Source organism: Halomonas sp. GT, from assembly GCF_002082565.1.
In the GTDB taxonomy this organism is placed as follows: Bacteria; Pseudomonadota; Gammaproteobacteria; order Pseudomonadales; family Halomonadaceae; genus Vreelandella.
Map to the genome: position 1 here is coordinate 877897 of NZ_CP020562.1, position 18271 is coordinate 896167.

The following is an 18271-nucleotide window of genomic DNA, read 5'->3' on the forward strand; positions in this document are numbered from 1 at the left end:
AATGGTTCCTATTACCCTCGTTACCGGTTTCCTTGGGGCGGGAAAAACAACGCTCCTCTCTCATGTTCTACAAGACCCACAAGGGCTGCGCATTGCAGTGCTTGTCAACGATTTTGGCGCAGTGAATATTGATGCAGAGCTTTTGCGGGAAACTGGGGAGGAAATTATTTCACTTGAGAATGGTTGTATCTGTTGCAGCCTAAGCCAGGGGCTACTTGCCACAGTGCGGGGGGTGCTGCAGCGCCATGATCTCCCTGATCGCATACTGATTGAGGCGTCAGGTGTTTCGGATCCCTTTGAAATAGTTGAAACTCTATCTGACCCTGAATTGCGTGATTACGCACCGCTGGATGGAGTAATTGCAGTTGTTGATGCTGGAATGGCCCTTTTTAACTCGGAAATTCTTTCGTTGGCTCAGCGGCAAGTAGCGTGTGCCGGGTTAGTACTTTTAAACAAAGTAGATATTGGCCAAGGAAATGAGGTTCGTGCTTGGATTAGGTCCGTTTCTCCAAAAGTGACAATCATTCCAACGCAGCAATCATCCGTTCCGCTACCGACACTTTTTTGCGTTGGCTCACATGTGGATACTTTCGTTGGAAATGCGGTAGTGCCCAACTTCGAAAGTAATGATTTACTAGTGAAGGCACCCATTTCATTGCAAAGTCTGCACAATCTTCTTAGCGCTCTCCCTCGGGGCATCTTTCGAGCTAAGGGGACCGTAAATTTGGTAGAGAAACCTGCCCATCGTTGTCACCTGCAAGTTTCTGGCGGGCAAGCAACCTTAACGGTGGGGCAAGCTTGGGGAGAGGATCCTATCGAGACGAGACTTGTTTTTATCGGCTTATCAGGTAGTTTGGATTCATCATGGCTAGAAGCCCAGCTTGGGTTGTCGTGATCATATTCGAAAGCTGTAGTTTTTTTGAAAACATAACAATGAATTAATTTATTATTGCTACTGATAGCCTTCCGCCTGCAAATGAAATAACGAAGCATACCTTCCGTTGACTGTTAGCAGTTCTTCATGGGTGCCACGCTCAATAATTCTCCCCTGGTCAATCACAATGATCTGGTCGGCGCTGCGCACCGTCGAAAAACGGTGAGAGATCAAAATCGTCATTTTATCGCGGCTGTGCTCGCGGAAACGCGCGAATACTTCTGCTTCTGCTGCGGCATCCATGGCTGCAGTAGGTTCATCTAGCACCAAAATATCGGCATTTTTCCGCATATAAGCACGCGAAAGCGCGACTTTCTGCCACTGGCCGCCGGAGAGCTCTTGGCCATTTTTAAACCAGCGTCCTAGCTGGGTTTGGTAACCCTGCGGCATGCGGTCGATAAAGCCATCTGCCATGCCGTCGTGAGCCGCCTGCTGCCAGCGTTTCTCATCGCCAAAGGCATGCGTATCACCCACACCTAAGTTTTCACCTACTGAAAGCTGATAGCGCACAAAGTCCTGGAAAATAACGCCCACCCGTTCCCGTAATGCCTGGGTATTCCAGTGATTAAGGTCGCTACCATCTAACAGAATTCGTCCGGTCGTCGGGCGATAAAGTCGCGTCAATAGCTTAATTAGCGTCGTTTTACCTGAGCCGTTTTCGCCAACGAGTGCAATACTTTTGCCGGGGGCTAAATGCAGCGAAATATCGTGTAATACTTCGCTGCCACCTGGGTAGGCAAAGCTGACGTGCTCAAAGCGCAGCCCATCTCCTGGCGTTATGCCCTGGGAGAGATGGCCTTCTTCGGCGTCCGTTGGCTGCTCAAGGTATTCGTAGAGGTTTGATAAGTAGAGGTTATCTTCGTACATACCGCTGACCGCTGTCAGGCTTGCCGATAACGCTCCTTGGCCTTGCTTAAACACCATTAAGTACATGGTCATTTGACCCAGGGTGAGTGCTCCAGCGACCGTTTCGACCACCACCCAGCCATAAGCAGCATAAAACGTTAATGTGCCGAGCAGCCCAAGAATAAATCCCCAGCTTTCGCGGCGCAGGGTTAGGCGGCGATCTTCGGCAAAGAGCGCACTAAAAATATCCCGATAGCGCTGAAGAAACAGTCCCTCTAGGCCGAACAGTTTGACCTCTTTAATGCTGTCTTCGCGGGCAAGCACCGTTTCTAAATACATCTGCATCCGCGTTTGCGGCGAACGCCAGCGAAATAGCCGAAAAGCATCGCCGGAGAACTTCGCTTCTGAGAGAAACACCGGTAACGCTCCAACTACCAAGATCAATAGCGCCCACGGTGAAAACTGCACCAGGAGAAATCCGAAACTGACCAACGAAATAGCGTTCTGTAGCAGTCCAAAGGTTTTATTGACGAGGGCGAGCGGACGGGTGGATGCTTCGCGGCGGGCGCGAGTGAGCTTGTCGTACAGTTCGGAGTCTTCAAATTGGCTGAGTGATAAGGTGCCCGCCTTCTCTAAAATCATCACGTTGACTTTCTGGCCTAGCAACGCACGTAATAGTGATTGCTGAGCAGCCAGCCCACGCTGAGCCAGGGCGATAAACGCAATAATCAACCCTTCCAGGGCCACCAAACCTAATACCGGGGTTAGCGTTTCCCACAGATTAGGTGAATTCGCTGCCTGATAGCTGTCCATTGCCGCCACGACGCCATCAACAATCAACTGACCAACCCAGGCGGCCACGGCAGGCAAAACCCCAGCGACTAAGGTACATAACGCTAAACCAAGCATCATCCAGCGGGAAGTTTCCCACACCAACGCAAGCGCGCGTCGGCTATAACGGAACACGCTAAAAAATCCGCTGAAAGGGGAGTGAGCGGGTACAGAAGGGGGTGGCGTCATTGATTAGCAACATAACCGATAAAAGTGGTTGCCATGATGCGATGCTTTGGCGTTGATAGCTAGCCTACTGCTGGACAGTGCGTTAATTGCCCAGCAGTAAGTGAACCAAGTCGGTGCTGCAACGTGGAGCAGCAGAACGTTTAAAGAGGTAATACCGCACCATCAGTGCGTGGTTCTGTCCCCCCTTGCAGAACACCGCTTTCAGGGTCACGCAGAATAATTTGACCGCGACCAAAGCTAATTGAATCAGCCACTTTTACAATGTGATGTCCGCGACGTGCCAACGCCAAGGCAAGATGGTTGGGGAAATCGGCTTCAACCTCAACCGTTTTGCCTTTGGTCCATTTCCAGCGGGGCATATCTAATGCGGCTTGCGGGTTTAAGTGATCTTCCAGCATGGCCGTCACTACCTGCAGCTGTCCTTGGGGCTGCATATAACCGCCCATGACGCCAAATGGCCCCACGGCTTGGTTATCTTTGGTAATAAACCCAGGAATAATGGTGTGATAGGTGCGTTTGCCAGGGGCTAATGCATTGGCATGTTCTGGGTCTAGGGAGAACGACCAGCCGCGGTTTTGTAGGCTAATGCCGGTGCCTGGCACCACCATGCCAGAGCCAAACCCTTTAAAATTACTCTGGATAAACGACACCATATTGCCGTCGCTATCGGCGGTCGCAAGATACACGGTGCCGCCTTGTAAGGGGTTGCCATGGACAGGGTCAACGGCCTGCTCGCCAATCAGTGCGGCGCGCGCTTTTAAGTAGCCATCATCTAGCATCTGCTCGGTGCTAGGAGCCATGTCAGCACGCTCAGTAATGTGTTTGAAACCATCCATGTAGGCCAGTTTCGTAGCTTCGATGCGGCGGTGAAGAGTTTCTAAGGTGTTACCTGGGCAGGCTTCTAGACGTTCCAACATACCAAGTGCTTGGAGCACGATCATACCGCTGCCGTTGGGGGGAATCTCCCAAATGTCGTGTCCTTTATAGCGAATGCTAATGGGATCTACCCATTCCGGTTGATAGGCGGCAAGATCTTCTTTACGCAATAAGCCGCCGTGTTTCTGGGAAAACGCATCAATAGCGTCTGCCAGTTCGCCTTTATAAAAGGCCTCGGCCTTGGTGTTGGCGATAGCGTTTAAGCTGTTAGCGTGATCAGGTGATGACCACAACTCACCCGGGCGTGGAGCGCGACCTTTTGGCGCGAACGTGTCGAACCAAGGTGTAAACGCCGCATCGGAGTAAGTTGCATAATTGTTGAAGGCTTCTTGCCACATTTGATGAATAACGGGCGTCACCGCAAAGCCTTCTTCCGCCAAGGCAATGGCTGGAGCTAGCAACTGCGCAAACGGTAACTTACCAAAGCGTTCAGAAAGCACCGCCCAGGCGGCGGGGGCGCCAGGTACGGTAACTGGCAGCATGCCGTGGTTGGGTATCGTGTCATGGCCAAGGGCTTTTAGGGCGTCGATAGTCGCTGCTCGTGGGGCTGGGCCACTGGCGTTAAGGCCGTGTAGCTTGCCATCAACCCATACAATGGCGAAGGCATCGCTGCCAATGCCGTTGGAGGTCGGCTCCACCACGGTGAGCGCTGCGGCGGTGGCAATGGCGGCATCAATGGCATTACCGCCCTGCTGTAAAATGCTAATACCTACCTGGGCAGCTAATGGCTGGGAAGTTGCCACCATGCCGCGTTTTCCGAAAGTAGCCATGCGGCGAGAGGCGCTTGGGTAGTAAAGGGCATTGTGTTGCATCATAAAATCCTTTGCAGCGGCATAAGAAAAACTATTTATGGCGATCGAGTGGTTTGTTGAAGGCGCTTAACTTTGCGGTCTTGGTAAAGTGAGAACACCACCGAAGCAACCGCTAGTGCCAAAAACAGGGCAGAAAGCGGCCGTGTTAAAAAGGTGAGCCAGTTGGGGTCAAGCTCTAAGGCTCGGAATAACTGCCGCTCTAGATTATTGCCTAGCACAACACCCAGAATTAACGGGGTAAGCGGCACGCCTGCTTTCCACAGCAGATAGCCAATCACGCCAAAAATAAACAACACCCAAATATCGAATACGTTATTGTTCAATGCATAAGCACCGATGGCGCACAGCATCAGTACAGCAGGCACCAGAATTTGCTGAGGGATAAGGGATATCTTGGCGAACCAGCGCACCAGCAGTAAGTTACATAGCACCATTGCAATGGCGCCAATTAATAGACTGGCGTAAATAGCCCCCACCAGAACCGGGTTTTGTTCAAACATCATTGGCCCTGGGGTGATACCGTGAAGAATGAGCACACCCATCATAATAGCCATTGGCAGGTCGCCAGGAATGCCCAGCGCTAATGTGGGAACAAAGGCACCGCCGGCAACGGCACTGTTTGAAGCTTCAGACGCGACAATCCCACTAGGTGTCCCTTTGCCAAACTCTTCAGGGTGGCGTGAAAATTTCTTTGCCTGATCGTAGCTGACAAAGTTAGCCACTGTTCCCCCAGTGCCCGGTAGCGCGCCAATCAAGCTACCAATTAATGAGGAGCGCAACGTATTGAGCTTTTGGCTGGCTATATCCTTCATGATTAAGCCATAAGGGATAGTGACGTTAGTATCGATTTTCTGGGCACTGCTCTTCTCATCGTTTAGCTTTTCGATATTGCCAAGCAGCTGCGAAAAGGCAAATACCCCAATCATTACCGGCAACATTTCGAAACCTGAGCCTAGAGCAGGCAAGTCAAAGTCGAAGCGCAAATTGCTGTTACGATCATAACCGACCGTGGTAATGAGTAGACCGATAGCCGCCGCCAGTAGCCCTTTTAACAGAGCCCCGTTGGAAAGCCCTGCGACCAGTGTTAATGCAAAAACAATCAGCGCAGTAATTTCCCATGGGCGAAAATTCATACTAAAACTAGCGATTAAAGGGCCAAAAAACACCAGCACCGCAACGCTAATGAGTGTGCCAAGAAACGACGCCATTACCCCAATACCCAATGCACGTCCAGGTTCTCCGCGCTGTGCCATCGGATAGCCATCATAAACGGTGGTGATTGATGAGGGGGTCCCAGGTATGCCTAACATCACGCCAGATACAATGCCTCCTGAGTAACCGCCGACAAATACACCCACCATTAGTGATACGCCGCTGACTGGGTCCATAGCGAAGGTAAAAGGGAATACGACCAGAATCGCCATCGTGACGGTGAAGCCCGGGATACTTCCACCGACAATGCCGAATAGCACACCAATAATAATTAAACCCAAAACAGATGGATTGCCCACTTCGGCAAGCGCTTGAAGAAAAAAGTTGGTCATTAGTCGTTCCTCAACATTAGGGCAGCCAAACATTTAAGCCGTAGCGAAAAATCACAAATACCAACGGCACGAGTGTGCAACTGATCCCTAGGTTGATGGCCCACTTACGCTTAGTGTCTACGCCCAATAGCAGTGCAAGTGACGCAATTAAAAAAACCATAGTGGCAACGATGTAACCCAATACAGGCAGCAAGGCGGCGTAAAGCCCAAACATAACAAAGAGCGCCACAACGGTTTTACGACGTTCAAACCACTCAGTTAATACCCCCCTCCCAGAAGCTGGGGGAGCTACTTTGGTGAATAGTGAGCGAACCAAGATGACGACTGAAAGTAGCGCAATAGTGACGAGTAAAATGCGCGGAAATAGCGCTGATCCATAAGGCTGCCAACTAGTAGGTGGTCGGATAGACCCGGACTCAACCCACATGACAGCCACAATTAATAGTAGCGCCAGCGCCAGCGCGCGGTCTTTCGTTAGCGTTAGCATTCGCGATGCCTCCAGGCGCTCCCAGGAGAACTACCACTGGGAGCGTTAGCTTGGAAATGTGGGCGTTAGTTCTGAAAATCGATATTTTCAGCCGCCGCAGAGAGCGCCGCTTCGTTTTCGGTCAAAAACGCCTGATAGTCATCTCCAGCAAGGAAGCGCACCACAGAACCAAACTCATTTTCGATACGACTTTTCACCTGCTCACTTTCAAGGGCTTGGCCATAGGCCTGGGCAACAGCATCAAGAACTTCTTCAGGGGTGCCCTTAGGAGCAAAAATACCTCGACTGGTAGAGTGGTCCATGGCAATTCCTTGTTCACGCAGAGTGGCCACATCCGGCATGCTGTCTAAGCGCTCTGGGTGAGCGATACCTAGCGGTTTAAAGGTGCCATCTTCAAAGAAAGCGCCCCCGGAAGGCAGGTTAAACATGGCAAAGTCTACTTCTTCAGCCATCAGTGCCGAAACCTGCTGACCTGTGTCGGGATACCCCACAAGACGGACATTTGCCATATCGATGCCAGCCTCTTCAAAAAATTGTGCCCAGAAGAAGTGGTCGGTAGAACTGGGGATCATGCTAAAGCGGACTTGGCCAGGGTTCTCGCTGACATAATCGGCGATTTCATCAGCGCTATTGACGGCATGTCCTGCATAAGTGGCGGGGATATTAATTGTTTGGGTAAGTAGTGCTATAGGCTCAAAGGCGTCGTAAGAATAATCAACAGTACCTGCGAGTTTTGAGAGAGCAATCGTGTCGTGGCTGCCCAGTAGCGTATAGCCATCTGGAGAAGCATCTTTGACATTGCGTGACCCTAGCGTTGCACCGGCACCTGCCATATTGACAGGGACAATTGACTCACCGAGATACTGCTCTGCTTCTTGTGATATTAAGCGAAAAATAATATCCGTTGCGCCACCTGGGCCGTAAGGGATTATTAAGCGGATATCCTGCTCAGGATAGTCAGCCTGAGCGGTGGATACGAGGGCCATACTGGAGGTCAATCCAATGGCGGCGAGAGTGGTACTTAGAGCAAGTTTTGAACGCGTCATTCTGCTACACCTTTTTTGATTGAGTTGGTGTGGTGATACGCTGCTGTAAAGCAGCGGGGTGGTGAGCGCGTGATCCCATAGTGGGTTCTTATTGTTTGCAGTGAAAACACATTAGCCCAGGAAGAGCCCTCCATAAATCAATGCGCCGATAACAACAAACGCTGGATGAGTGTTAAAACGCACAAGAGCAATAGCCGCAATAACGCCCAGTAAAACGGTATGTAATGCACCGCTGGTATCAATACTTTCCAGGAAAAAACCGAGAGTTAGCCAAGCCATCATCATGGCGATTACCGGGCGAACCCATTGGCTCATACGCTTGACGCGAGGAGAGTCTCGATGACGATAAAGCAGCCCCAGCGCCCCGAGCATCAGCAGTAAAGAAGGAATAACCGTGGCAGAAACAGCCACAAATGCACCGCCAATGCCGGCGATGTCATAGCCAACATAGCCCGCCATTTTGGTTGCAATAGGGCTGGGGAGTGCGTTGCCCAAGGCCAGGGTTTCGGCGAACTCTTGAGAGGTCATCCAGCTATAACGGCCAACTACCTCGGCTTCAACAAGAGGAATAATCGCGGGGCCACCGCCATAACCAATAATGTTAGGAATAAAAAACGCTAAGAAAAGCTCCCAATAAATCATGCTGAGCCCTCGACGCGTTTTTTACCCGTTGGACGCAGTAAGGCTGTTAATAGGATGGCACCAATGACCCAGCCAGGATGCACACCCAGCCAATAAATTAATCCACCTGCAATAACTCCCATTAGCGCGCTTGCTATCCAGCCAAGAGCTGCTTGAGATTTGTCGAAAAAATCCCAAGCTAACTGGCCCATCATGACCATAACGACAGGGATAACTGCCTGTCCCATGCCGCGTATCCACGTAACATCACGATAGCGGCTAAAGATACCTAGCATAATAATCATCGCAACGATCATTGGCAGAACGATGGCAATCACTGCCGCCACGCAACCACTGATGCCAGCAACTCGATAGCCGATATAGCCAGGCATTTTCGTTGCAATGGGTCCAGGCAGCGTATTGCCGATAGCAAGTACGTCGGCAAACTCTTCATCAGTTAACCACTTGTGTCGCGTAACCACTTCAGCACGTACTAGAGGTATCATGGCTGGGCCTCCACCAAAGCCAAAAATGCCCACACGGAAGAAAGCCCAAAAGAGTGCTGACTGTTTCATATGCCCAATGCCATGAGGGAAAGCATTTCTATTAAAAGCATCTTTTCTGCCTGTTTATCGTTTGTTTTGTAAAAAATCGATTATTCTATGTAAAATAGAATATAGGTCAGGCTATTGTGAGTCGTCAACACCTAGCCCTACAATCTTTGCTAACAGATGCGATCGTGAAGATACGTAAAAGGATTACGGCATGAACAGACACATCCCGCTTCCCCCTGATACCGCCTCTAGTCCTATTTACGATGCGTTGCGCAGAGATTTAGTTGGTGGCCGCTTTGCAGCTGGAGAAAAATTAGCCATTAATGCGCTGAAAGAGCATTACCAAGTTGGGCTAAGCCCGTTGCGTGAAGCATTAAACAAACTAGCGGCGTATGGTTTATTAATCCAAGAAAACCAACGTGGCTTCAGGGTTCCGAAGCTGTCACGGGAAGAATTGGATGATATTGCGCGTTTGCGCACTGAGCTAGAAGGCATGGCGTTTGAGCGTGCTATTGTCCACGGCGATGCGGTCTGGGAAGCTGATCTTTTAGCGGCAGCTCACCGCTTAAAACGTGCGGATGTATCACTCGATAAAGGAGAGGAGTGGGAGCAGCTACACACTCAGTTCCATCGGACTCTGGTGGCGCCTTGTGGGTCGGTTTGGTTGCTTCGATTTATAGAACAGCTACACGACCAGTTTGATCGTTATCGCCGCTTGGGGCCCAAAATGCCCTCTATTCGCCAAGAGCTGGACGATCAGCACCACGAGCTGGTTGAACTGGCGTTAAACCGAGATGGAAAAGCGGCTCGAGCCCTAATGGATGATCATATCCATAAATCTTATGAGGTGGCGTTGGCACGGTATCAGGCGCACACCTGAAGCATTTGCTTGTTCTTGCAGGTACACTATTTCTTACAGGTACACGGGCAGGTTCTAACCGTGGTGGCAGCCACTTTAATGTAAGGTAGTAGGTGCGATGCAAGAGGCAGATAATCAGATAGCAGAGCAGACGTTAGCGTGGGTCCGCACCTTTATCGTGGAACACAATATCTGCCCATTCGCTAAGCGTGAGATTGATGGCGGCAACGTTCGGGTCGAGGTAGTGCGCTCGAAAAAAATCGACGTGGCACTGGAAGAACTAATAGCCGAAGTAGAATGGTTGAACGAGCATCCGGAAACGGAAACCACGTTGCTGATATTTCCTACGCTGTTTAAAAGCTTTGATCATTACCTGGATTATGTCGAACTGGCCGAAAGCCTGTTGGCAGAGTTGGGGTATGAAGGGGTCTATCAGTTAGCAACGTTCCATCCGGATTACTGTTTTGCCGATGCTGAACCCGAAGACGCGGCCAATTACACCAATCGCTCGCCTTATGCGATGGTTCATCTATTGCGCGAGGCCAGCGTCGAAAAAGCGATTGCTTTTTATGGTGATACGGAACAAATCCCTGAGCGAAATATTGCCCATTTAACCGAGTTGGGCAGCGCCGCTGCTGAAGAGCTTCTACAACGCTGCCTTAAATAACCAGACCCGCTATCACGGATGTCCTAATTATAAAGCGCTGCCCTTTTTTCAAGCGGCCACTAAAGCGCTTTATACATCACGTAGCTATCGACAAAACCAAGGGACGCATGCCGGTAGGCGTTAGGAATCGTGCCGACAATCGCAAACCCTAGCCGTTGCCAAAGGGCGACGGCCACCTCGTTAGTGGACACTACCGCATTAAATTGCATCGCTTCAAAGCCATAGTGACGCGCTACATGCTGCGAGTGTTCGCACATCTGGCGGGCGACACCTTTCCCTCTAGCCGCAGGCGTTACCATATAGCCGCAGTTACAAACGTGCTGGCCAGGGCCTGCTGCATTAGCTTTTAGATAGTAAGTGCCTAGTAATTCGCCTTGATCATCTTTTACCGCAAATGACGCCTTAGGCTGCTGACACCACAGTGTATAAGCCGCTTCAAAGGTCATGTCGGGATCGAACGCATACGTTTCTTGAGCCATCACGATGGACTGAAAGGTAGGCCAGAAGACCACAAAGTCCTCTTGCGTCATTGGTGTAAAGCTAAGTCTGGTCATGGTCTTTGTGTTTAATTAATGGGTTATCGAGCGATATCTGCCACAATTTCATAGCTACGCAAGCGGTCGGCATGATCATAAAAATCGCTATTGATCATTAACTCATCAGCGCCAGTGCGCGCTTGAAAGGCCTCTAGCTCAGCTTTGACCGTATCGGGCCCGCCAATGATGGCTGCGCCTAGGAACTGGCTTACTTGGGAGCGCTCCATCGGTGTCCAGTCCATCTGTTCAACCGGGGGCAGAGACTGAGTCGGCTTGCCTCGAATAAGGCTAAGAAATTTCTGTTGAGAGGTCGTTGCTAAGTAATGGGCCATGGCATCACTTTCGGCAGCGATAACGGGCAGCCCTACCATGGCATGGGGTTTGTCTAAGTGCTCCGACGGCCGAAAGTTATCACGATAAAGCCGCAATGCTTCAAATAAGTAACCCGGTGCAAACTGGGCCGCAAATGCAAAGGGTAGCCCGAGTTTTGCCGCCAATTGCGCACTATAACCGCTAGAGCCAAGTAACCAGATAGGCACGTGGGTGCCTTGCCCAGGGACGGCTTTCACTCGCTGCTGTGGGTCCGCATCCGCTAAGTAGCTTTGCAGTTCATTAAGCAGCTGTGGAAAGTCATCGACGCCCGCCTGAGCATTACGGCGCATTGCCTGCATGGTGGCACCATCTGAGCCGGGTGCACGGCCCAGCCCTAAGTCAATCCGGCCTGGGTAAAGTGTTTCTAAGGTGCCGAACTGCTCGGCAATCACCAAGGGTGGATGGTTGGGTAGCATAATGCCACCACTGCCCACGCGTATAGTGGAGGTTTGCCCAGCAACATGGCCAATTAATACGGCTGTTGCTGCGCTCGCGATGCCAGCAATGTTGTGGTGTTCAGCCAGCCAGTAACGCGTGTAGCCGAGCTGTTCTGTCCGTTGCGCTAGGGACACGCTGTTGCGAAACGTTTCTTCAGCGCTACCACCTTGACGAATGGGTGCTAGATCGAGCACGGAAAGGGCGGTATTAGCGAGTTGGCTCATGGGGCACCTGCATTAAAAAGCGTATGGACGGCTAAATTTACGGCGTTATTTATTAGCACGCTAGGTATCCCAGTGTTATGTGGGCATGCAAGAAGAAATGCAAGGTGCCATTGTTGTCCGTTCGCAGCGTCGATTAATCAGTGGGTGGCGTTGGCCGAATTAAAATCTCGTTCACATCGACGTGCGGCGGTTGAGAAAGTGCATAAATCACGGCGTTGGCAATATCGCGATCTTCAAGTGCGTGCTCTGGTGGCTTATCAAAGAAAGGGGTATCCACCATGCCGGGCTCAATCAAGGTAACGCGCATGCCCGTTCCGCGTAGCTCTTCACGCAAGTTATAGCCTATGCCGGTCACTGCCCACTTTGTGGCGCTGTACATCGAGCCTGGAATCGTGGTTCGTCCTGCGGCTGACCCGGTTAAAAGTACATGCCCTTTGTTCCGCTTTAGCGCGGGAAGGCATGCCTGAAGCGTTAGTCCTACACCGTAAATGTTGGTCAGGATCATCTCGCGCCAAGCGTCGTGATCTGCACCGCTAAAGCCGCCGGGAGAACCACCGCGTCCAGCGTTAGCAAAGACTGCATCGATACGTCCAAATGTTTCAATTGCTTGATCAACCATTGTTTGCTGTTGCGACATGTCGGTGACATCCAACGCGCATGTCAGCACGTTTTCAGGGCCAAGTTCCTGGGCCAGTGCGGTGAGTTTGTCGGTAGAGCGGGCGGCAAGTACCAGCTTATAGCCTTCACGTGAGGCCGCTCGCGCGGTGGCGGCACCAATTCCACTTGAGGCGCCTGTAATCATTAGGACACGGTGCTGCATAGCGTGTGCTCCTAGCTCATTCAGAAAGGGGAAATATAAGAATGGCTAATTGCCCATAGTGTTGCAAATGAGCTGTTTCAGCTAGTGTGCGTGTTTTTCGTCTTTGCGTTTGAGCATAGATGAAAGATCGAGTATTGACTGCGCCATATCGGCCATGCTTTTGCTGTGATCCATCGAGGTTTTACGTAAAAAACGGTAAGCCTCTTCTTCGGTCATTTCCTGGTGGGCCATGATAAGGCCTTTGGCGCGTTCGATGAGCTTACGTTCACGCAGGGCTTTGCGGGTGTTTTCCAGCTCATCGCTAAGACCTTGAAGGTGGCTCGATTGGGCATGGGCAAGCTCAATCAGTGAACGTCCTAATGGAGAGGTTAAAGCGCTAGCGGTCAGCTCTCCTAATGGTTGTGTATCGCTTAAGGCAAGAAGCTGCTCGCAGGGAGCAAGAGTTGGTTGGTTAAGAGGTGTTTTAGCCTGCTCTAATGTCGAATGCACCAGAGCGATTTTTTGATGACATAGCGCCGTTAATTGGTGATTTAGCGTGTCTTCAACGGCTTTGATGCTATCTATGCGTAATGTGGTTAGGTCGTACCATGTTTCACTAAGCGTTTTGTCTGCACGGCCTTCTTGATGAGAGTGTTGGCAAACATGTTGGTAAGCAATGTTGCGAAGCTGTTGAATCCCCGCGAGTGTTCGCGGCGAGAGAGTCTGCTGCCAGACAAGCTCAGCGTCGGGTGAGGCAAACTCTTCAAAGGTGTCGAAGCAGCGCTGCTGGCCACGTACTAATTGATTCATTAATTCGCGATGGGCTTCGTCGAAATGCCCATGGGTAAAGCCAAAGGCACCACAGGCACGTTCTTGCCCTGCGAGCTCTTTACCTTGCATAAGGTGGAAAATAGCCACTAGTGCGCGAGTGATATCCGGGTCTGCCGAGGTGTCTGCTGCTTCAAATACAATAGCGAGGAGCCCGCTGATTAAGTGGTTAAAGGCTTGGGTTGCTGCATCTGGAGAGATTGCAAGCGAATGTATGGCTTGCCGTAAAGTGCTTAAGTCATCCAGGGCAAGCCACACCGCAGCGATCCGCCTAAGTAAGCGTGCCGCTGCCTGTGGTCGTGCTTCTTCGGTAAGCGCTTCTAGCCGCTGGCGCATAACGGTCTCGGCTTCTTGGCTATGCTGTACAAATTCCTTTCGCCGAGTAGCAAACCGTTTACCTTTCGAGACAAGGTAAATCGTCGAGGCACCTCGTTCACGTTGGAGCGCATGGATAAAACCGCTAATGTCGCCAACGATCTCTGAGGTAGTGGCTAAGTGGTGCAGGCTATCGATATCGCATCGAAGGGCGGTCAAGAGTAGCTGTTGGGCTGAAGACATAGTGGTTTCCTTTACTCCCCGCCTGAGATGAAATCCCCTCTGTTGCGATAAGGGTCGCGAAAACGTGTCGTAAAAAATCGTCGCGGATAAAGCGTACAGAGGGGTAAGTGAATGCTAACGCAGCGAGAGTGCGCCTGCGCTCGTATCGTCGCCAACCGCATCACGATAGGCGGTTGCTTCTTCGGCTTCAGTGGCATCGCTGAAGCGTACTACCAGTACACAGGAAGCAAGCACTAATACGGTAATGCCAAGGTAAAAAAGCCCTTGTTGATAACCAAGACTTTCACTACGAAACAGAAAGGCGGCGGATACGGCACCTACGTTTCCACCCGCCCCCACGATACCGGCAACAGCACCGAGTGCTTTTTTATTGATAAAGGGCACCACGCCAAATGTTGCTCCTTCGGCCATTTGAACAAACAGGCTAAAGACCAGCATGATGCCGATTGCGAGACTTAAGACATGCATTTGTGAGAAGGCAATGAGTGCTATTCCTTCACATACCAAGGCGATAAACAGCCAGCGAACTCGCCCTTTTAAACCACCTTGTTTGGCGAACAGGTCTGAAAAAACGCCGCCAAGGGTACGGGCGAAAATATTCATTAGGCCAAATAAGCCAGCGATTAAACCTGCGGTCGCCAGGGTCAGATCAAACTTGTCGAAGAAGTAGATAGCGGCAATATTATTGATGGTTAGTTCGACGCCAAAGCAGAGCCCATAAACAATAAACAGCGCCCATACGCGAATATCTTTTGCTGCGGTCAGAAAGCTTTGTACTGCGCTATTTTCACCTGTGGCTTCGGGTAGCTCACCGCGGGCGCGCAGGTCGCTAAAATTGCCATCGGGAGCGTCTTGGGTAAACAGCCAATAGCCAATCCCAGTAAAGAACAGTACGACGCCAGGGACCACCATTGCTAAGCGCCAACCTAGCGTTTCACTAACGCCAAGCATTAGTAGACCTGAGAAGATCAACGGCATCAGGATTTGCGTCGTACCGCCGCCCAAGTTCCCCCAGCCAGCACTGGTTGCATTGGCGGTGCCAACGACATTCGGCGCAAACATCATCGTGGTGTGATATTGGGTGATAACAAACGATGCACCAATGGCTCCGATGGCCAAGCGTGCGAGTAAGAAGGTCTCAAAGCTATTGGCAAAACCTATGCCCATGACGGGGACAGCGCCCAGCATCAACAAACCAGTATAGGTTTTGCGAGGCCCAATTTTGTCGCACAGCACGCCAATGAGCAGGCGGACAATAACGGTAATAGCAACGGAAGCAATAATGGTATTGCCGATTTGTGTTTGAGTAAGTGATAAATCTTCACGAACCACTGCCATCAGAGGGGCGATACCAAACCAGCCAAAAAAGCAGATATGAAACGCGAACCAAGAAAAGTGGAACGCGCGCATTTGAGGGGTAGAGAAGTTTAATAGCCGAATGCGGTTAGCTTTATTGCGAATGTCCATGGATGGCCTCACAGAGCACGATACGAGTGGGTCAAAACATGGCGCTTGGAAAGGCGCTATGTTGTTAACGAGAACATGCCTTCGCCATTGAAGGGCAGGTTCGACGCACTCGTACCCGTTGGGCCTGGTCCACGCCTACCATCATTCAGTAAGGGTTAAGCAATTAGTTCGCCATCATATTATTTTTAATTTAAAATTAATGGTTTATGTGTGTATTCTTGATGGGTGGAAAGTTGCGGTAGGCTAGTAATGCACCAAGATGGCGCATCTGCAGTGAAGGCGTGCGACACGTGAGTGCTGGTTATTCGTGCAAATAAACAGCGTCAATATCCAGTGTTGAACGTTCACCTATCGCTTCAAAGTGCGTTTCTAGCCAGCGTTCGGCGGCATCGCGCCCTTGGTCAAACAGGTAACATAGAAACGCCCACTCTGAGTTCATTTTGCTCGATACCGAGAGATCTTCTAGCGCCTGTTCGCCACTGATGCGGTGGAAGAGCGCTTGCTGGTAGCAGTTTTCGATGCCCTGCTCATCCAGTGCGCGCTTAAGCAGCGCAATCATACGTATTTCTTTAATCAGGGCTGAGTTAAAGGTAATTTCATTTAGCCGATTCATTATGGCTGAGGCAGAGGTGGGGACTTCTTCTCTGCTGATGGGGTTAATCTGCACCAATAGAATGTCGCGTGCGCTGCACTCCTCCATTAAAGGAAACAGTGCTGGGTTACCCATATAGCCGCCATCCCAGTACGCTTCACCCTCTATTTCAACCGCTTGAAATATAAAAGGCAGGCACGCTGAGGCCATGACCGCATCTACACTCATCTCTTCGCGGCGAAAGACACGCTGTTTTCCGGTGCGAACGTTAGTGGCTGTCACGAATAGCTTAAGCTGATCACAACGTCTTACACGTTCGAAATCAATATGTTCGGCGACAATGTCGCGCAATGGATTAATATTCAGAGGGTTCAGTTGGTAGGGGGATACCAAGCGGCTTAAAAGGTCCATGGCCACATAACCCGGAGAATGATCGAGTGACCAGTTTCCAGTAAGTACATCTAGGGGGGAGCGGCGAATTGGGCTCGCCATACCCGCTCGACTAACTGCTTTCCAAAACTGGTGTAGCGCTTGGCGAGCCGTCTCTTTGTCACCGCGGGTGAGGGCGTCTGCCATGACCACGCCATTCATTGCGCCAGCGCTTGTACCGCTGATGCCCTCTATTTCGATACGGTCATCCTCAAGTAGACGATCGATAACACCCCATGTGTAAGCTCCGTGGGCTCCACCGCCCTGTAAAGCGAGATCTAGCTTTTTGATCTGCGACATTGCCTTCCCTGCTAAGTGGGTGATTAAACGCGGTAATGCACCCAGCATGGCATAAAAGGGTGTTATATGTGTACGCCTGCAAGGAAGGCGTACGGCACGTCATTAAGGTGAGTCTGCTAATGGTGATGGGCGGCCAGTTGAAATGGGAATCTCATATACGGCATGTTCCATCAGTTTATCAAGCTGGAGCGCTAGCTGGCTGCTGGCTTCTTCCATCATAGCCAGCGCCGCAAGCTGGCCATTATGATCACCTTGGCGGGCAAACTTAAGCGCTTCTAAACCACTTTCATGAAAACGCTTATGTGGTGCTGCCAGCGCTTTGTAAGACTCCGTATGCTTATAGCGACGACCGTCACCCATAAAGTACCAATGCCCAAGCGTGCAGTGCTGATGATCTTCTAAACTCTCTTCCAGATGAGCAGAGAGTAGTTGCCTATAAAGGCGACTTTTCCATACTGCATGCTCGAGTTTAGCGGCGTGCAAATAAGCCGTGGTTGTACTGTGGTGTATGACCTTATACATATGCCGTGACTGGTCTATCAACTGCTCAATTACCTGCTCTGCTGATTGGGCGGCGCTGGTTAGAGCCTTTATTTCTTGCTGTTGATAATCACGGATCTTTGCATCTTCATTTACTTGCGATGTGGTGCGCTCGATCCATTGCGCTAGCTGATGTGCTAATTGCTGAGAGTGTTCTGATAATTCCTGCAGGTCCTGCACAATCGCTGGCATACCTGCCGGTTGTTTATGAAAGTGGGCGACTTCCAAGGCCGCAGTAATGGCTAACGCTCGCGTATGGCCTGCGTTGTGCCCTAATTCGACACTCAATTGGCGTATATCGTGAAAGGCTTGCTCAGTCACTAAAGAGGACGATAGATACGCGTCTGTTTGCTGGCAGCGTTGACGGTGTTGTTGCAACGTTTGTGCGGCTTGCTCGGCTTTATGGAGACGGCCAAAGGTGTCGGTGAGTGTAGATTGCTCGGCAGCAAGGTGCTGAGCATGCACTTCTACGCCTTTGCTCAATGAGCAAAGCATGTCCGCGCCTCTGGCCTGAAGCATGCTGAGCGACTCGACCGGCGTCATCAAGCTGATCGCGCGACAGCTGTGACGCTTTTTTTCAGCTTCTAATTGGGCATTCAACGCTGCCACTTCTTGCTCTAGGCGATGGATAGTTTGATAAGGGTGTATAAAAGCAAACATGGCCAGTACCTGCAAAATAGTAAATAGCTTTGTGATGTTTTGTCACAAAGTATTGCAGGTGGTTGCCTTGCTTGCCGGAGTTACCTTGTATTAATGATGAAAACCAGTCTCTTGCGTTTTTGAGGGCTATGTTTCTTAATGTATCTGGATCAGTCTCAAAGACCAGCCTAAAGGCTGGTCTAACAAAGTAGGCAGCTTCGCC

At 50.8% G+C, this 18271-nt stretch carries 17 protein-coding genes; 3 read left to right on the plus strand and 14 right to left on the minus strand.

Translation table 11 applies throughout. The features are described from left to right. Position 1: 1 nt before the first annotated feature. Entirely contained in the window at positions 2-895 is an 894-nt protein-coding gene (locus B6A39_RS04060; RefSeq protein ID WP_083001625.1) for a CobW family GTP-binding protein, read from the plus strand. A 57-nt stretch (positions 896-952) separates the two neighbouring features. Here B6A39_RS04060 and B6A39_RS04065 read toward each other — a convergent pair whose 3' ends face one another. The 7 genes from B6A39_RS04065 to B6A39_RS04095 all read right to left on the minus strand — a co-directional run bounded on the left by B6A39_RS04065 (position 953) and on the right by B6A39_RS04095 (position 8821). Next, positions 953-2800 carry an ABC transporter ATP-binding protein gene (locus B6A39_RS04065; protein ID WP_083001627.1) on the minus strand — a complete coding sequence of 616 codons (1848 nt, stop codon included), beginning with the start codon at positions 2798-2800 and terminating at the stop codon, positions 953-955. A 140-nt stretch (positions 2801-2940) separates the two neighbouring features. Continuing rightward, positions 2941-4548, minus strand: coding sequence for a gamma-glutamyltransferase family protein (locus B6A39_RS04070; RefSeq protein ID WP_083001630.1), 1608 nt, complete (start codon positions 4546-4548; stop codon positions 2941-2943). A 35-nt stretch (positions 4549-4583) separates the two neighbouring features. After that, positions 4584-6092 (minus strand): tripartite tricarboxylate transporter permease, encoded by a 1509-nt coding sequence (locus B6A39_RS04075; RefSeq protein ID WP_083001632.1) that lies wholly within the window; start codon positions 6090-6092, stop codon positions 4584-4586. A 16-nt stretch (positions 6093-6108) separates the two neighbouring features. After that, on the minus strand, positions 6109-6579 hold the full coding sequence (locus B6A39_RS04080; RefSeq protein WP_083001635.1) for a tripartite tricarboxylate transporter TctB family protein: 471 nt from the start codon (positions 6577-6579) through the stop codon (positions 6109-6111). A gap of 65 nt (positions 6580-6644) precedes the next feature. Next, positions 6645-7625, minus strand: a complete 981-nt coding sequence (locus B6A39_RS04085) for a Bug family tripartite tricarboxylate transporter substrate binding protein (protein WP_232318748.1) — start codon at positions 7623-7625, stop codon at positions 6645-6647. A 111-nt stretch (positions 7626-7736) separates the two neighbouring features. Next, the gene (locus tag B6A39_RS04090; protein ID WP_083001637.1) at positions 7737-8267 is read right to left on the minus strand and encodes a chromate transporter; all 531 of its coding nucleotides are present in this window, start codon (positions 8265-8267) and stop codon (positions 7737-7739) included. Further along, the gene (locus B6A39_RS04095; protein WP_083001639.1) at positions 8264-8821 is read right to left on the minus strand and encodes a chromate transporter; all 558 of its coding nucleotides are present in this window, start codon (positions 8819-8821) and stop codon (positions 8264-8266) included. Before B6A39_RS04095 ends, B6A39_RS04090 begins: the two co-directional genes overlap by 4 nt. A 190-nt stretch (positions 8822-9011) precedes the next feature. Here B6A39_RS04095 and B6A39_RS04100 point away from each other — a divergent pair, with 190 nt between their 5' ends. Together B6A39_RS04100 and B6A39_RS04105 are read left to right on the plus strand one after the other, a co-directional pair. Continuing rightward, positions 9012-9680 carry a GntR family transcriptional regulator gene (locus tag B6A39_RS04100; RefSeq protein WP_083001642.1) on the plus strand — a complete coding sequence of 223 codons (669 nt, stop codon included), beginning with the start codon at positions 9012-9014 and terminating at the stop codon, positions 9678-9680. Between the two features lie 97 nt (positions 9681-9777). Next, entirely contained in the window at positions 9778-10326 is a 549-nt protein-coding gene (locus B6A39_RS04105; protein WP_083001644.1) for a DUF1415 domain-containing protein, read from the plus strand. Positions 10327-10385: 59 nt separating this feature from the next. On the opposite strand, the gene B6A39_RS04110 is transcribed toward B6A39_RS04105, so the two are convergent. From B6A39_RS04110 to B6A39_RS04140, 7 genes are all read right to left on the minus strand, one after another. Beyond that, complete coding sequence (locus B6A39_RS04110) at positions 10386-10880, minus strand: GNAT family N-acetyltransferase (protein WP_083001647.1); 495 nt, start codon at positions 10878-10880, stop codon at positions 10386-10388. Between the two features lie 23 nt (positions 10881-10903). Continuing rightward, positions 10904-11896 carry an LLM class flavin-dependent oxidoreductase gene (locus tag B6A39_RS04115; RefSeq protein ID WP_083001649.1) on the minus strand — a complete coding sequence of 331 codons (993 nt, stop codon included), beginning with the start codon at positions 11894-11896 and terminating at the stop codon, positions 10904-10906. A gap of 133 nt (positions 11897-12029) precedes the next feature. Beyond that, a complete protein-coding gene (locus tag B6A39_RS04120) occupies positions 12030-12716 on the minus strand; it encodes an SDR family oxidoreductase (protein ID WP_083001651.1) in 687 nt (228 codons plus the stop codon). An 81-nt stretch (positions 12717-12797) separates the two neighbouring features. After that, complete coding sequence (locus tag B6A39_RS04125) at positions 12798-14081, minus strand: nitrate regulatory protein (protein WP_083001654.1); 1284 nt, start codon at positions 14079-14081, stop codon at positions 12798-12800. 114 nt (positions 14082-14195) lie between these two features. Beyond that, a complete protein-coding gene (locus tag B6A39_RS04130) occupies positions 14196-15548 on the minus strand; it encodes a NarK family nitrate/nitrite MFS transporter (RefSeq protein ID WP_083001656.1) in 1353 nt (450 codons plus the stop codon). 301 nt (positions 15549-15849) lie between these two features. After that, positions 15850-16869: a patatin-like phospholipase family protein gene (locus tag B6A39_RS04135; protein WP_083007842.1), complete on the minus strand. Its 1020-nt coding sequence runs from the start codon at positions 16867-16869 to the stop codon at positions 15850-15852. Between the two features lie 102 nt (positions 16870-16971). Further along, entirely contained in the window at positions 16972-18069 is a 1098-nt protein-coding gene (locus tag B6A39_RS04140; protein WP_083001658.1) for a CZB domain-containing protein, read from the minus strand. Positions 18070-18271: the final 202 nt, after the last annotated feature.

Coding starts and splice junctions, on each gene's coding strand:
- B6A39_RS04060 (WP_083001625.1), top strand. CDS start 2: ATGGTTCCTATTACCCTCGTTACCGGTTTCCTTGGGGCGGGAAAAACA.
- B6A39_RS04065 (WP_083001627.1), bottom strand. CDS start 2,800: ATGACGCCACCCCCTTCTGTACCCGCTCACTCCCCTTTCAGCGGATTT.
- B6A39_RS04070 (WP_083001630.1), bottom strand. CDS start 4,548: ATGCAACACAATGCCCTTTACTACCCAAGCGCCTCTCGCCGCATGGCT.
- B6A39_RS04075 (WP_083001632.1), bottom strand. CDS start 6,092: ATGACCAACTTTTTTCTTCAAGCGCTTGCCGAAGTGGGCAATCCATCT.
- B6A39_RS04080 (WP_083001635.1), bottom strand. CDS start 6,579: ATGCTAACGCTAACGAAAGACCGCGCGCTGGCGCTGGCGCTACTATTA.
- B6A39_RS04085 (WP_232318748.1), bottom strand. CDS start 7,625: ATGACGCGTTCAAAACTTGCTCTAAGTACCACTCTCGCCGCCATTGGA.
- B6A39_RS04090 (WP_083001637.1), bottom strand. CDS start 8,267: ATGATTTATTGGGAGCTTTTCTTAGCGTTTTTTATTCCTAACATTATT.
- B6A39_RS04095 (WP_083001639.1), bottom strand. CDS start 8,821: ATGAAACAGTCAGCACTCTTTTGGGCTTTCTTCCGTGTGGGCATTTTT.
- B6A39_RS04100 (WP_083001642.1), top strand. CDS start 9,012: ATGAACAGACACATCCCGCTTCCCCCTGATACCGCCTCTAGTCCTATT.
- B6A39_RS04105 (WP_083001644.1), top strand. CDS start 9,778: ATGCAAGAGGCAGATAATCAGATAGCAGAGCAGACGTTAGCGTGGGTC.
- B6A39_RS04110 (WP_083001647.1), bottom strand. CDS start 10,880: ATGACCAGACTTAGCTTTACACCAATGACGCAAGAGGACTTTGTGGTC.
- B6A39_RS04115 (WP_083001649.1), bottom strand. CDS start 11,896: ATGAGCCAACTCGCTAATACCGCCCTTTCCGTGCTCGATCTAGCACCC.
- B6A39_RS04120 (WP_083001651.1), bottom strand. CDS start 12,716: ATGCAGCACCGTGTCCTAATGATTACAGGCGCCTCAAGTGGAATTGGT.
- B6A39_RS04125 (WP_083001654.1), bottom strand. CDS start 14,081: ATGTCTTCAGCCCAACAGCTACTCTTGACCGCCCTTCGATGCGATATC.
- B6A39_RS04130 (WP_083001656.1), bottom strand. CDS start 15,548: ATGGACATTCGCAATAAAGCTAACCGCATTCGGCTATTAAACTTCTCT.
- B6A39_RS04135 (WP_083007842.1), bottom strand. CDS start 16,869: ATGTCGCAGATCAAAAAGCTAGATCTCGCTTTACAGGGCGGTGGAGCC.
- B6A39_RS04140 (WP_083001658.1), bottom strand. CDS start 18,069: ATGTTTGCTTTTATACACCCTTATCAAACTATCCATCGCCTAGAGCAA.